This window comes from Pseudomonas sp. TE6288 (assembly GCF_054062095.1).
On the sequence record NZ_JBSSEW010000045.1, the window covers coordinates 1 to 12,857 of the forward strand.

The window sequence follows — 12,857 nt, forward strand, 5'->3', positions numbered from 1 at the left end:
TCCGGAACCTTTCCAAACAATCAACTCTTTGATATTCAAGGAGTTTTTCGTTCCGATGTCGCTGGAAGTGGGGCGCATTATAAGGGGATCTGAAACCCCGTCAACCGTTAATTTCATAAAAATCAAAAAGATCGCGCCAGGTGCTCGCCGACGCCCTGCCACCCTGGCACCTATATAAGCAGCGCTAACAAAAGCGGGGAGGCCTACCGGCCTCCCCGCTTCTATATAACTACACCTGCAGGCAATCACTCAGCCTTGAGGGTAACCCGAGCAAACGCCTTCTTGCCCGCCTGGCACACGTGGGTCGCGCCGAGCACAAACATGAAGTCACGGTCGATCACCTCACCATCCACCTTGACCGCGCCGGCGCCGAGCAGATCCCGCGCCTGCGCCGAGTTCTTCACCAGGCCAGCCCGGTTCAGCACGGCGGCGATCGGCAGATTTTCAGCAGCGGCCACTTCGACCTCCGGCAGGTCTTCTGGCAACTCGCCTTCCTTCATGCGGTTACCCGCAGCACGGTGCGCATTGGCCGCGGCCTCTTCACCATGGAAACGCGCCACGATTTCCTCGGCCAGCTTGATCTTGATGTCACGCGGGTTAGCACCGTTCTCGACATCCGCCCGGAACTGATCGATCTCTTCCATCGAACGGAAGCTCAGCAGTTCGAAGTAACGCCACATCAAGGTATCGGGAATCGACACAAGCTTGCTGTACATCACCCCAGGGGCTTCCTGGATGCCGACATAATTGCCCAGCGACTTGGACATCTTCTTCACGCCATCCAGCCCTTCAAGCAGCGGCATGGTGACGATGTTCTGCGCCTCCTGGCCATAGGCGCGCTGCAGCTCGCGGCCCATCAGCAGGTTGAACTTCTGGTCGGTACCACCCAGCTCGACATCGGCCTTCAAGGCGACGGAGTCATAACCCTGGACCAGCGGATAGAGAAACTCATGAATCGCGATTGGCTGGTTGGTGGTGTAGCGCTTGTCGAAGTCATCGCGTTCGAGCATGCGCGCCACGGTGTACTGCGAGGCCAGGCGAATAAAGTCGGCAGGCGTGAGCGTGTCCATCCAGGTGGAGTTGAACGCCACCTCGGTCTTCGCCGGGTCGAGAATCTTGAAGACCTGCTGCTTGTAGGTCTCGGCGTTGTCGAGCACCTGCTCGCGGGTCAGCGGCGGGCGAGTAGCGCTCTTGCCGCTCGGGTCGCCGATCATGCCGGTGAAGTCGCCGATCAGGAAGATGACCTGGTGGCCCAACTCCTGGAACTGACGCAGCTTGTTGATCAGCACCGTGTGCCCCAGGTGCAGGTCGGGCGCGGTTGGGTCGAAGCCCGCCTTGATGCGCAGCGGCTGGCCGCGCTTGAGCTTCTCCACCAGTTCCGACTCGACCAATACCTCTTCCGCACCGCGCTTGATAAGCGCCAGCTGCTCTTCAACCGACTTCATAGACAGACCCGCAACGCTAGGATTCAAGGGGAGCCAACCATACAAGATCGGCCATCAAATACAAGTTTCGCAACGGATTGTGACCCGAACGGCGCACCGCAACGTCTACGCGCCCTTGCGTGAGAATGGATTTGGTTATATTTTATACAGTTATTTCATCTTCATCATGTCATTCATCTTTTCCATTTCACCTTTTTCAAAGTCACCTTACCTATGACCAACGAAACGCCTAAAGCGCCCCCGCTTTATCCGAAAAGCCATCTGTTGGCCGCCAGCGGCATCGCCGCCCTTCTCAGTCTGGCTTTGCTGGTGTTCCCCTCCAGCGAAGTGGAAGCCAAGAAAACCACCCTCAGCCTGGAGCTGGAAAGCCCGGCCGAACAGCTCAAGGACGAGGCCAGCGGCGCCCCGCTGGTCCAGGCCGAACAAAACAGTGACTCGCCCTTCGCCCAGATCGAAGGCGCGGCGCCCGAAACCGCCAAGGCAGAACCCGCGCCTGCCCCTGCAGCCAAACAAGAGGACAAGGCCCCTGGCCACCGCGAAGTGGTCGTCAGCCGCGGCGATACGCTCTCGACCTTGTTCAACAAGGTCGGCCTGCCCGCCAACGTCGTCCACGATGTACTGGCCAGCAACAAGCAGGCCAAGCAGTTCAGCCAGCTCAAGCATGGCCAGGTGCTGCAATTCGAGCTGGACAAGGACGGCCAGCTGGCAAGCCTGCACAGCAAGGTCAGCAACCTCGAGACCATCCGCCTGAACCGCACCGACAAGGGCTTCGCCTTCGAGCGTGAAGTCAGCAAGCCGGTGGTGCGCACCGCCTACGCCCACGGCGTGATCAAGAGCTCGCTGTCCGCCTCCGCCCAGCGCGCCGGCCTGTCCCACAGCATGACCATGGACATGGCGCGCATCCTCGGCTACGACATTGATTTCGCTCAGGACATCCGCCCGGGCGACGAATTCGACGTGGTCTATGAGCAGAAGATGATGGACGGCAAAGTGGTCGGCACCGGCAACATCCTCTCCGCCCGCTTCACCAACCGCGGCAAGACCTACACCGCCGTGCGCTACACCAACAAGCAGGGCAACACCAACTACTACACCGCCGACGGCAACAGCCTGCGCAAGGCGTTCATCCGCACCCCGGTGGATTTCGCCCGCATCAGCTCGCGGTTCTCCGCCGGCCGCAAGCACCCGATCCTCAACAAGATCCGCGCGCACAAGGGCGTGGACTACGCCGCGCCACGCGGTACGCCGATCAAGGCTGCAGGCGACGGTCGCATCGAGCTCGCCGGGCGCCGTGGCGGCTACGGCAACACCGTGATCATCGCCCACGGCAACTCGTACAAGACGCTCTATGGCCACATGCAGGGCTTCGCCAAGGGCATCAAGACCGGCTCCAGCGTCAAGCAGGGGCAGATCATCGGCTACATCGGCACCACCGGCCTGTCGACCGGCCCGCATCTGCACTACGAGTTCCAAGTCAATGGCGTGCACGTCGACCCACTGAGCCAGAAAGTGCCAATGGCCGACCCGATCGCCAAGGCCGAGCGCCAGCGCTTCAACCAGCAGAGCCAGCCCCTGATTGCCCGCATGGATCAGGAAAAGGCCACTCTGCTCGCAGCCAACAAGCGCTGAGCCCATGGCGCTCTACCTGGGGGTGATGTCCGGCACCAGCCTCGATGGGCTGGACATCGCCCTGATCGAGCAAGACGAGCAGCTGCGGCTGCTCGCCACCCACTACATCCCCATGCCCATCGACCTGCGCCAGGACCTGCTCGGCCTCTGCGCCAGCGGCCCCGACGAGATCGCCCGTGCCGCCCTTGCGGAGAACCGCTGGGCCACACTGGCCGCCCAGGGCATCAACCACCTGCTGGACGCCCAAGGCCTGGGCCCCGAGGCCATTCGCGCCATCGGCAGCCACGGCCAGACTGTTCGCCATGAGCCGGCCCGCGGCTTCACCGTGCAGATCGGCAACCCCGCCCTGCTGGCCGAACTCACCGGCATCTGCGTGGTGGGCGACTTCCGCCGCCGCGACGTGGCGGCAGGCGGCCAGGGCGCTCCCCTGGTACCGGCATTTCACGAGGCCTTGTTCGGGCATCTCGGCCAGTGCCTGGCGATCCTCAACGTAGGCGGTTTCAGCAACCTCAGCCTGATCGAGCGGGAGCAACCGGTACATGGCTTCGACTGCGGGCCGGGCAATGTGTTGCTGGATGCCTGGATCGAGCGCAAGCAAGGCCAGGCCTTTGATGCCAATGGCGCCTGGGCGGCCAGCGGCTGCGTGCAGCACGGCCTGTTGAACGCGCTACTGAGCGATCCATTCTTCGCCGGCAGCGGCCCGAAGAGCACCGGACGCGAGGTGTTCAACCTGCCGTGGCTGGATGCCCACCTGGCCCGGCTACCCGCTTATCGCGACGAAGACGTCCAAGCCACGCTGCTGGAGCTGACAGCCCACACCATCATCGACTCGCTACGCCAGGCTCAGTCGGGGACTGAAGCCCTGCTGGTCTGCGGTGGTGGCGCCCGCAACGGCGTCCTCATGGCTCGCCTGGCCGCCCTGCTGCCTGGGGCGAAGGTTGCCAGCACCGCCGCGCATGGTGTGGACCCCGACTGGGTGGAGGCCATGGCCTTCGCGTGGCTGGCCCATTGCTGCCTGGAAGGCATTCCCGCCAATCGGCCCAGTGTGACCGCCGCCAGAGGCCTGCGTATCCTCGGCGCGATCTACCCCGCCTGAATGTAAAACGCCGCGCAAATGCGCGGCGTTTTTTTGCCCAACCTGATCAGATCGAGAACGACGAACCGCAACCGCAGGTGGTGGTGGCGTTCGGGTTCTTGATCACGAAGCGCGAGCCTTCCAGCCCCTCCTGGTAATCCACCTCGGCGCCGGCCAGGTACTGGTAGCTCATCGGGTCGACGACCAGTGCAACGCCTTCGCGCTCGACGATGGTGTCGTCATCGGCCACGTCCTCATCGAAGGTGAAGCCGTACTGGAAGCCCGAGCAACCGCCGCCGGTCACGAACACACGCAGCTTCAGCCGGTCGTTGCCCTCTTCGCTGACCAAGGTCTTCACCTTGTGCGCAGCCCCGGGGGTGAACTCCAAAGCCGTGGGGGTGAAGGATTCGACGCTCATGTTGATTCTCCCGGCGCAGTGCCGCCATAAAACTCGATGGGGCGTATTATCCGCTTGTCCGAGAAAATCGGTCAAGAATTGTGCGGCTTTAGTCGGCCCCACGAAAAAGGCCCGCACGCGGCGGGCCTTGGCGACGTACGCTGGCTTACGGCAGCAGGCCCGCGTGGGACAGGCCCATGCGCTCATCCAGGCCGAACAGGATGTTGAGGTTCTGCACCGCCTGGCCCGACGCGCCCTTGACCAGGTTGTCGATCACCGACAGCACCACCACCAGGTCACCGCCCTGCGGCCGGTGCACGGCGATGCGGCAGACGTTGGCACCGCGCACGCTGCGGGTTTCCGGGTGGCTGCCGGCGGGCATCACGTCGACGAACGGTTCATTGGCATAGCGCTTCTCGAACAGCGCCTGCAGGTCGACAGACGTGTCGGCGACCGTCGCATAGAGCGTGGCATGGATGCCGCGGATCATCGGCGTCAGGTGCGGCACAAAGGTCAGGCCGATGTCCTTGCCGGCTGCCTGGCGCAGGCCCTGGCTGATCTCCGGCAGATGACGGTGGCCCTTGACCGCATAGGCCTTCATGCTTTCACCAGCCTCGCAGAACAGCGAGCCCACAGCGGCACCACGCCCGGCGCCGCTGACGCCCGACTTGCAGTCGGCGATCAGGCGCGACGGATCGGCCAGGCCAGCCTCCAGAAGGGGCAGGAAGCCGAGCTGGGTGGCGGTCGGATAGCAACCCGGCACTGCGATCAGCTGCGCCTGGCGGATCTTCTCGCGATTCACCTCAGGTAAACCGTAGACCGCGTCCTTGAGCAACTCTGGGGCGCCGTGAGGCTGGCCGTACCACTTGCCCCACTCGACAGCGTCCTGCAGGCGGAAGTCGGCGGACAGGTCGATGACCTTGGTCCCGGCGGCCAGCAGCTCGCCGGCCAAGGCGTGGGCGACACCATGGGGCGTGGCGAAGAACACCACATCGCAGGCCGCCAGGGTCTTGCTGTCCGGAACGCTGAACGCCAGGCCGTCGTAGTGGCCGCGCAGGTTCGGATACATGTCGGCAACCGCCACGCCCGCCTCGGAGCGCGAAGTGATGACCGCCACTTCGGCCTGTGGATGCTGCGCCAGCAGACGCAGCAGTTCGACACCGGTGTAACCCGTGCCGCCGACGATACCGACCTTGATCATGACGCTTGCCCCTTATCAACGAGACCACTGGAAAGCGCACGATAATAGGGGGCCAAGGCGCCTGTAACAACTCTTGGGATGACCCTTCGGCCCCTTGGCCTCTACTATCTGACGACCGTGAAAACCTGAAGGAACTCCCCATGCTCTATCTATGGATCAAGGCGCTGCATATCGTCAGCGTGGTCTGCTGGTTCGCCGGCCTGTTCTACCTGCCACGGCTGTTCGTCTATCACGCCCAGAGCCAGGACAGCATCAGCCTCGATCGATTCGTCACCATGGAGCGCAAGCTGTACCGGGGCATCATGAACCCGGCGATGATCGCCACCTATGTGTTCGGCGGCTGGATGCTGTACCTGAACCCCGGCTGGCTGAGCCAGGGCTGGCTGCACGCCAAGCTCACCCTGGTCGCGCTGCTCACCGTCTACCATCACATGTGCGGCGCCCAGCGCAAACGCTTCGCCGCCGGCACCAACACCCGCAGCCACGTGTACTACCGCTGGTTCAACGAAGCACCGGTGCTGATGCTGCTGGGCGTCGTAATTCTCGTGGTGGTCAAACCGTTCTGACGATATCCACCCGCCTACAGGAGTTTCGCCATGTCCCTGCCCGCCTCGCTCGCAAAACACCTGCGCTTGCCTCTGGTTGCGGCGCCGATGTTCCTGATTTCCAACCCCCGGCTTGTGCTGGCCTGCTGCGCCAATGGCGTGGTGGGCAGCTTCCCGGCGCTGAACCAGCGTGACAGTGCAGGGTTCAAGGCCTGGCTGGAGGAGATCGAAGCAGGGCTGGACGAACTGCAGGCACCTGCTCCCTATGCGGTAAATCTCATCGTGCACCCGAGCAACCCGCGTCTGCAGGCCGACCTTGCACTGTGCGTCGAACATCGGGTCCCCATCGTCATCACCAGCCTCGGCGCGGTGAAGGAGGTGGTCGATGCGGTGCACGGCTATGGCGGCCTGGTGTTCCATGACGTGACGACCCGTCGCCACGCCGAAAAGGCCGCAGAGGCAGGTGTCGACGGCCTTATCGCGGTGGCGGCCGGGGCCGGGGGCCATGCCGGCACCTGGAGTCCGTTCGCCCTGGTTGCGGAGATCCGCCAGTTCTTCGACAAGACCCTGCTGCTGGCGGGCTGCCTCAACCATGGCCACGAACTGCTGGCCGCGCAATTGCTGGGGGTGGACCTCGGCTACATGGGCACACGCTTCATCGCCACCCGCGAGAGCCAGGCCCAGGACGCCTACAAACAGATGATCCTGGGCGCAGGTGCGGCCGATATCGTGCATACCCCGGCAGTGTCCGGCATCCCCGCCAGCTTCCTGCGCCAGAGCCTCGAGCAGGCCGGGTACGACCTGGCCGCGCTCAAGAGCAACCACGAGGCCGGTAAGCTCAAGCCGCTGGACGAGGAAGCCAAGGCCTGGAAGACCGTATGGTCGGCCGGCCAGGGTGTCGGCGAAATCCATGACCTGCCCACTGCCGGTGACCTGATCGGGCGCTTGCAGGACGAATACCAAGCGGCCCTCGAACGCAGCCAGCAGCTGCGCAGCAACGCCTTGTAGCAAAACGGCCACGCTGTACACTAGGCGCCCCTTTCGCCCCAGGAGCCTTGCATGACCCGTTACGCCATGATCACTGGTGCTTCCAGCGGCCTGGGCCTGGCCCTGGCGGAGGCTCTGGCACGGCGCGGGCGCAACCTGATCCTGGTGGCACGCCAGCGCGAAACGCTGGAGCCGGTGGCCATCGAACTCACCCAACGCTTTGGCGTGGAAGTGCTGTTCCGTGCCTGCGACCTCAGCCAACCCTTGCGCCTGTCGGGCTTCGTGCTTGAGCTGGAGGAAGGCGAGCGGCGTATCGACCTTCTGGTCAACTGCGCGGGGCAGCGCACCTACGGGCCATTCCTGGCGCATGAATGGGCCGATGAGCAGGACCTGCTCGAGGTCAACATCCTCGCGCTCAGTCGCCTGTGCCATGCCATCGGCAACCTGATGGCGATCCAAGGTGGCGGGCAGATCCTCAATGTCGCGGGACTTGCCGGCGTCGCCCCCGGGCCGTGGATGGCCGCCTATGCGGCCAGCAAGGCCTATGTGCTGAGTTTTTCCGAGGCGTTGCGCGAAGAGCTGAAACGCACCGGAATCAAGGTATCGGTGCTGTGCCCCGGACCGGTGCGCTCCGCCAGACGTCGCATTCCCCGGCTGGAAGGCAACACCCGCTGCCTGAGTCCCGAAGAAATCGCCCTGTATACAGTGCGCGCCCTGGACAAGAACCGCGCCCTGATCCTGCCCGGCAGGCGCAACCGCTGGCTGGCCTTCGCCCCACGCCTGCTACCGCGCTGGCTGGCGCGCAAGCTGGCCGGCGTTATCCATCGGCGCTACTGCCCGGTCGGCATGGAATAGCCACTGGGCGAGCAGCGTCGGGCTCAGTACACTCAGCCCCGACAATCACCATGGAGCACGTGCTGTGGACGATCTATTCCTCAAAATCATCAACCGGGAAATCCCGGCGGATATCATCTATGAAGATGACCAGATCCTGGCCTTCAAGGACATTGCCCCAGCGGCGCCTGTGCATTTTCTGGTCATTCCGAAAAAACACATCCGCACCCTCAACGACCTGACCGAAGAGGACAAGGCCCTGGCCGGCCATATTCTGTTCACCGCCCAGCGTCTGGCCGTCGAGCAGGGCTGCGAGGAAGGCTTCCGCGTCGTCATGAACTGCAACCCGAAAGGCGGCCAGACCGTCTACCACATCCACATGCACGTGCTTGGCCAGCGCCAGATGCACTGGCCGCCGGGCTGATCCAAGGCAAGCCCGCCCAAGGGTATTGAGGTAGACTGTCGGGCATCACTTCAGCGGAGGTGCCCGATGGCTACCGAACGTCACTACTCGCCGCTCGACCGCTTGTTGCTGCAGGCCGATACCGCCATGCGCACCTTGCTGCCCTTCAGCGGCCAACCCGCCCGCCCCTCGCCGGCCATCGTCCAGCCGGACGCCGAGCTCGATGAGCAGCAGTCCCGCCATATCGCCGGCCTGATGCGCATCAACCACACCGGCGAAGTCTGCGCCCAGGCGCTGTACCAGGGCCAAGCCCTGACCGCCAAGCTGCCCCAGGTGCGCAAGGCCATGGAGCATGCGGCCGAAGAAGAAATCGACCACCTGGCCTGGTGCGAGCAGCGTATTCGCCAGCTCAACAGCCACCCCAGCGTGCTCAATCCGGTGTTCTACGGCCTGTCGTTCGGCATCGGCGCCCTCGCCGGGCTGGTCAGCGACAAGGTCAGCCTGGGCTTCGTCGCCGCCACCGAGCATCAGGTGTGCAAGCACCTGGATGAACACCTTGAGCAGATCCCCGAGAACGACGGCAAGTCCCGCGCCATCCTCGAGCAGATGCGCGTCGACGAGGAACACCATGCCGAGTCCGCGCTGGAAGCCGGCGGCTACCGCTTCCCGGCGCCCGTGCGCTTTGGCATGAGCCTGCTGGCCAAGGTCATGACCAAGAGCACCTACCGTATCTGAGGTTTCCCCGCATGGACCGCTTCGACGCCAGGGACCTGGCTCACGCCGTGACTGCCGGCATCCTGCAGCCCGGCCAAGACCAGGCCCTGCTGGCGTTCCTGCGCCAGCAACCGCCCAGCCGTGCCAGCTTCCAGCTGGCCCACGTCGCTTTCTACCTGGGCGCGCTGCTGATCATGGGCGCCATGGGCTGGATGCTCACGGAGGCCTGGATGCGCATCGGCGATAGCGCGCTGCTGGCTTTCGCCTTGCTGTATATCGTCGGCATCACCCTGTTCGCCCTCTCCCTGCAGCGTCGCGCCCAACCCATTGCCGCCGGCGTGCTGGCCGCTGTGGCCGTGAGCATCGTGCCGCTGGCGGTATTCGCCATCGAGCGGTTGGTCGGCTGGTGGCCGCTGAACGACATCAGAGGTGGCTACGACTGGTACTTCACCCATGTACAGGGTGGCTGGGTGGTGATGGAGGTGGCAACGGTACTCGCCGGCCTGCTGATGCTGCGCCTGATTCCCTTCCCGTTCATCGTCATGCCGATTGCCGTGGCGCTGTGGTTCATGTCCATGGACCTCAGCGAATGGTTCCACGGCGAGGTATTCACCTGGGAGCAACGGCGCACGGTATCGCTGTGGTTCGGCCTTGGCCTGCTGCTGGTGTTCCTCGTGGTCGACGGGCGCACCAAGCGCGACTATGCCTTCTGGGGTTATCTCGCCGGGCTGGCGGCATTCTGGGGTGGGTTGACGCTGATGAACAGCGCCAGTGAATGGGGCAAATTCCTCTATTGCCTGATCAACCTGGGACTGATGGGCCTGGCGGTGTTGCTGCGCCGGCCGGTATTCATGGTCTTTGGCGCGATGGGCGTGGCGGTCTACCTCGGGCATCTTTCCCACGAGGTGTTCGCCGATTCGCTGTTGTTCCCGGTGGTACTCAGCTTGATCGGCCTGGGTGTGATCGCCCTGGGCGTGCTCTACCAGAAACGCCGCGAGGCAATGAGCGAGCAGCTTCGAGCAAGATTGCCCGCCGGCCTGTTGCAGTGGCTGCCAGCGCTGCGTCGTTGATCATGCGCCTGGCGATGACCCGATTGCTGCAGAGCCTGGCGCTGGCCCTGGTCGCCTACCTGTTCGTCTGCCTGATGCTCGCCAGCGTCGGGCAAGATCCTTTCAGCCTGGAGCTGCCAACGCTCACCGACCCCGACAGCAACAGCACCGTCGAACTGTTGCTGGGTACATTACCCGGGCAATTGCTGTTCCTGCTGCTCGGTGGCTTTGTTGTCAGCCGCCGGTTGCTGGTCGGCATGTTCGTACTGGCCGGCATCATCACGGCGTGGCTGCAGTGCGCGCTGTTTGCCGAGCACTTCGGCACCACCTGGAGCAACCTTGAAATCCTCATGTTGCTCGGCGTGAATACGCCGTGGCTGTTACTCGCGCTGATCCCCGGGGTGATGTTGCTGCTGGGCGCCGAACGCCTGCGCCAGCAAAGCGCCTGACGGTCAGGCGCCATGGTCGATCAACCGAGCTCGACGATTTCGTAACCGTGGGTGATCTCCACACCAGCACGCTCGAGCATGATCGAGGCCGAGCAGTACTTCTCGGCCGACAGTTCCACTGCGCGCTTGACCTGCGCCTCTTTCAGCCCTCGCCCTTTGACCACGAAGTTCATGTGGATCTTGGTGAACACCTTGGGGTCCTCACCAGCACGCTCGGCTTCAAGGAAGGCTTCGCAGCTTTCCACGGCCTGGCGGGATTTCTTGAGGATGCTGACCACGTCGAAGCTGCTGCAGCCACCCAGGCCAAGCAGGAGCATTTCCATCGGGCGCACGCCCAGGTTGCGGCCTCCGGCTTCGGGCGGGCCGTCCATGACCACGACGTGGCCACTCCCCGACTCGCCAAGGAACATCGCTTCACCGGCCCACTGGATGCGTGCCTTCATCTATCCGGACTCCCGATCTCGTAAAAGGGTGTCAGCTTAGACCTTGCGAGGCTGTCGGAAAAGCTCAAGCCGCGTCGCTTTTGTGCCGATTCAAGTTGAAGTGTCTGATAAGCTGGCGCCAAATGACTGGCGCGTGCTGCCAGGCAGCCTCTATAAAAAGCCAATGCGTCGCATCGAACAGGATTTCGTGATGGTCTCCTCAGCCCTGCCACCCAAGATCAAGAACATCGACAAGCTGCTGGCCCACTGCCAACGCCGCCGCTACGCCGCCAAGAGCAACATCATCTGCGCCGGTGACCGGGCCGAGACCTTGTCGTTCATCATCAAGGGTTCGGTGACCATCCTGATCGAGGACGACGACGGCCACGAGATGATCATCGCCTACCTCAACAGCGGTGACTTCTTCGGCGAGCTGGGGCTGTTCGAGCCAGCCGGCCAGGAGCATCAGCGCAGCGCCTGGGTCCGTGCCAAGACCGAGTGCGAAGTGGCCGAGATCGGTTACGACAAGTTCCGGGAGCTGGCGCGTCTGGAGCCGGACATCCTCTACGCCCTGGGTAGCCAGATGGCCCAGCGCCTGCGCAACACCACGCGCAAGGTCGGCGACCTGGCGTTCTTCGACGTCACCGGCCGCGTCGCCCGCTGCCTGCTCGACCTGTGCAAGCAGCCTGATGCCATGACCCACCCCGATGGCATGCAGATCAAGATCACCCGCCAGGAGATCGGTCGTATCGTCGGTTGTTCACGGGAGATGGTCGGCCGCGTCCTCAAGGACCTCGAGGAGCGCAGCCTGGTGCAGGTCAAGGGCAAGACCATGGTGGTCTACGGCACCCGCTAGTCCATCGGTAGCGCGGTGAGCACCTGCGCATAAGCCTGGTTCAGACGCTCGAACCACGGCGCGGCGGGCGCCACTTCGTGCAGGGCGATATGGCTGTCCGCCCGGCAGCGCTGCTCCAGGTCACAGCACTCGTTGAAGCGGTTGACCGCCGCCACCATCGATTCGCGTTCGTTGTCCAGCAGCAACGCACCATGCACAAGCACCACCGGGCGCTTGCCGCCCAGCCCCTGGCGCCAGCGCTGGGCCGTGCCGACCAGCTTGCGGCCATTGAGATTGACGTTGTAGCGGCCATCACAGAAGGCGCCGTCGATCTCGCCCACCGAGGCGACTCCGCCCCATTCGCGCAGGACATCGCACAGCGGCAGGCACAGACGCTCGTAGGCGTTCTCGATGCGACCATGGTCGCCTTCGCTGCGCGGCGCGACATAGACCAGTGCCACGTTCACCGTTGCATGGGATTGCGGCACAGGCTCGCCGCCGGTTTCGCGCAGCAGCACCGGCCAACCGGCAATCGCAAGTTCCGCACAGGCGGCCTCGAAGTTGTCCAGGCGGCTCATGCGTCGGGGCATGACCAGGGCATGGTCGGTCGGGCGCCAGAACAGCACGCCGGATTCGCGCTCGCCGCGGCAGACGGCGGCCAGCAGGTCCTGCTCGGCATGCAGGCCTTGTTCAACGGTGAGGGCTAGAGGTTGATCGCTCATCGAGCCACCTTGCGTGTTGGATTCACCGGCCTCATCGCGGGGCAAGCCCGCTCCCACCCCCAAAAACGGCAAACGGGGGGGGGGGGTGCCCCCCCCAGAGGGCCGGGAAGGTTTTAAAAATAACGCCAAAAAACCCCCGTTAGGGTGGGT

At 63.8% G+C, this 12,857-nt stretch carries 15 protein-coding genes; 10 read left to right on the forward strand and 5 right to left on the reverse strand.

Annotated elements, in window-relative coordinates; translation table 11 throughout:
• Positions 1-245: 245 nt before the first annotated feature.
• On the reverse strand, positions 246-1,445 hold the full coding sequence (gene tyrS / locus ACVWY1_RS25890) for a tyrosine--tRNA ligase (RefSeq protein ID WP_110697522.1): 1,200 nt from the start codon (positions 1,443-1,445) through the stop codon (positions 246-248).
• Between the two features lie 213 nt (positions 1,446-1,658).
• Between tyrS and ACVWY1_RS25895 the strand changes: the two genes are divergently transcribed.
• Positions 1,659-3,074, forward strand: coding sequence for a peptidoglycan DD-metalloendopeptidase family protein (locus ACVWY1_RS25895; RefSeq protein WP_277502573.1), 1,416 nt, complete (start codon positions 1,659-1,661; stop codon positions 3,072-3,074).
• Between the two features lie 4 nt (positions 3,075-3,078).
• Entirely contained in the window at positions 3,079-4,170 is a 1,092-nt protein-coding gene (locus ACVWY1_RS25900; RefSeq protein ID WP_110697518.1) for an anhydro-N-acetylmuramic acid kinase, read from the forward strand.
• A 46-nt stretch (positions 4,171-4,216) separates the two neighbouring features.
• Here the strand turns inward: ACVWY1_RS25900 and erpA are convergent, their stop codons facing one another.
• Together erpA and argC are read right to left on the reverse strand one after the other, a co-directional pair.
• Complete coding sequence (gene erpA / locus ACVWY1_RS25905) at positions 4,217-4,567, reverse strand: iron-sulfur cluster insertion protein ErpA (RefSeq protein ID WP_023629312.1); 351 nt, start codon at positions 4,565-4,567, stop codon at positions 4,217-4,219.
• A gap of 145 nt (positions 4,568-4,712) precedes the next feature.
• Positions 4,713-5,747, reverse strand: a complete 1,035-nt coding sequence (argC, locus tag ACVWY1_RS25910; RefSeq protein ID WP_023629311.1) for an N-acetyl-gamma-glutamyl-phosphate reductase — start codon at positions 5,745-5,747, stop codon at positions 4,713-4,715.
• A gap of 140 nt (positions 5,748-5,887) precedes the next feature.
• Between argC and hemJ the strand changes: the two genes are divergently transcribed.
• The 7 genes from hemJ to ACVWY1_RS25945 all read left to right on the forward strand — a co-directional run bounded on the left by hemJ (position 5,888) and on the right by ACVWY1_RS25945 (position 10,728).
• Positions 5,888-6,313, forward strand: a complete 426-nt coding sequence (gene hemJ / locus ACVWY1_RS25915) for a protoporphyrinogen oxidase HemJ (RefSeq protein WP_110697514.1) — start codon at positions 5,888-5,890, stop codon at positions 6,311-6,313.
• A 30-nt stretch (positions 6,314-6,343) separates the two neighbouring features.
• A complete protein-coding gene (locus tag ACVWY1_RS25920) occupies positions 6,344-7,300 on the forward strand; it encodes an NAD(P)H-dependent flavin oxidoreductase (protein WP_110697512.1) in 957 nt (318 codons plus the stop codon).
• 51 nt (positions 7,301-7,351) lie between these two features.
• Positions 7,352-8,134: an SDR family NAD(P)-dependent oxidoreductase gene (locus tag ACVWY1_RS25925; protein ID WP_110697510.1), complete on the forward strand. Its 783-nt coding sequence runs from the start codon at positions 7,352-7,354 to the stop codon at positions 8,132-8,134.
• Positions 8,135-8,198: 64 nt separating this feature from the next.
• On the forward strand, positions 8,199-8,537 hold the full coding sequence (locus ACVWY1_RS25930) for a histidine triad nucleotide-binding protein (protein WP_011531867.1): 339 nt from the start codon (positions 8,199-8,201) through the stop codon (positions 8,535-8,537).
• Positions 8,538-8,603: 66 nt separating this feature from the next.
• A complete protein-coding gene (gene coq7, locus ACVWY1_RS25935; RefSeq protein WP_023629307.1) occupies positions 8,604-9,251 on the forward strand; it encodes a 2-polyprenyl-3-methyl-6-methoxy-1,4-benzoquinone monooxygenase in 648 nt (215 codons plus the stop codon).
• Between the two features lie 11 nt (positions 9,252-9,262).
• Complete coding sequence (locus ACVWY1_RS25940) at positions 9,263-10,300, forward strand: DUF2157 domain-containing protein (RefSeq protein ID WP_111532031.1); 1,038 nt, start codon at positions 9,263-9,265, stop codon at positions 10,298-10,300.
• Positions 10,276-10,728 (forward strand): hypothetical protein, encoded by a 453-nt coding sequence (locus ACVWY1_RS25945; RefSeq protein ID WP_277502570.1) that lies wholly within the window; start codon positions 10,276-10,278, stop codon positions 10,726-10,728. The genes ACVWY1_RS25940 and ACVWY1_RS25945 overlap by 25 nt, the downstream gene beginning before the upstream one ends.
• 20 nt (positions 10,729-10,748) lie before the next feature.
• On the opposite strand, the gene ACVWY1_RS25950 is transcribed toward ACVWY1_RS25945, so the two are convergent.
• On the reverse strand, positions 10,749-11,171 hold the full coding sequence (locus ACVWY1_RS25950; protein WP_023532673.1) for an OsmC family protein: 423 nt from the start codon (positions 11,169-11,171) through the stop codon (positions 10,749-10,751).
• Between the two features lie 190 nt (positions 11,172-11,361).
• Here ACVWY1_RS25950 and crp point away from each other — a divergent pair, with 190 nt between their 5' ends.
• A complete protein-coding gene (crp, locus tag ACVWY1_RS25955; protein ID WP_031314625.1) occupies positions 11,362-12,006 on the forward strand; it encodes a cAMP-activated global transcriptional regulator CRP in 645 nt (214 codons plus the stop codon).
• Here the strand turns inward: crp and ACVWY1_RS25960 are convergent.
• The gene (locus ACVWY1_RS25960) at positions 12,003-12,707 is read right to left on the reverse strand and encodes a lipoate--protein ligase family protein (RefSeq protein WP_277502569.1); all 705 of its coding nucleotides are present in this window, start codon (positions 12,705-12,707) and stop codon (positions 12,003-12,005) included. The two genes, crp and ACVWY1_RS25960, sit on opposite strands and share 4 nt — an antisense overlap.
• Positions 12,708-12,857 lie beyond the last annotated feature (150 nt).

Excerpts from the sequence above, each read along its gene's own strand:
- tyrS (WP_110697522.1), bottom strand. The coding sequence starts at position 1,445 with ATGAAGTCGGTTGAAGAGCAGCTGGCGCTTATCAAGCGCGGTGCGGAA.
- ACVWY1_RS25895 (WP_277502573.1), top strand. The coding sequence starts at position 1,659 with ATGACCAACGAAACGCCTAAAGCGCCCCCGCTTTATCCGAAAAGCCAT.
- ACVWY1_RS25900 (WP_110697518.1), top strand. The coding sequence starts at position 3,079 with ATGGCGCTCTACCTGGGGGTGATGTCCGGCACCAGCCTCGATGGGCTG.
- erpA (WP_023629312.1), bottom strand. The coding sequence starts at position 4,567 with ATGAGCGTCGAATCCTTCACCCCCACGGCTTTGGAGTTCACCCCCGGG.
- argC (WP_023629311.1), bottom strand. The coding sequence starts at position 5,747 with ATGATCAAGGTCGGTATCGTCGGCGGCACGGGTTACACCGGTGTCGAA.
- hemJ (WP_110697514.1), top strand. The coding sequence starts at position 5,888 with ATGCTCTATCTATGGATCAAGGCGCTGCATATCGTCAGCGTGGTCTGC.
- ACVWY1_RS25920 (WP_110697512.1), top strand. The coding sequence starts at position 6,344 with ATGTCCCTGCCCGCCTCGCTCGCAAAACACCTGCGCTTGCCTCTGGTT.
- ACVWY1_RS25925 (WP_110697510.1), top strand. The coding sequence starts at position 7,352 with ATGACCCGTTACGCCATGATCACTGGTGCTTCCAGCGGCCTGGGCCTG.
- coq7 (WP_023629307.1), top strand. The coding sequence starts at position 8,604 with ATGGCTACCGAACGTCACTACTCGCCGCTCGACCGCTTGTTGCTGCAG.
- ACVWY1_RS25940 (WP_111532031.1), top strand. The coding sequence starts at position 9,263 with ATGGACCGCTTCGACGCCAGGGACCTGGCTCACGCCGTGACTGCCGGC.
- ACVWY1_RS25950 (WP_023532673.1), bottom strand. The coding sequence starts at position 11,171 with ATGAAGGCACGCATCCAGTGGGCCGGTGAAGCGATGTTCCTTGGCGAG.
- crp (WP_031314625.1), top strand. The coding sequence starts at position 11,362 with ATGGTCTCCTCAGCCCTGCCACCCAAGATCAAGAACATCGACAAGCTG.
- ACVWY1_RS25960 (WP_277502569.1), bottom strand. The coding sequence starts at position 12,707 with ATGAGCGATCAACCTCTAGCCCTCACCGTTGAACAAGGCCTGCATGCC.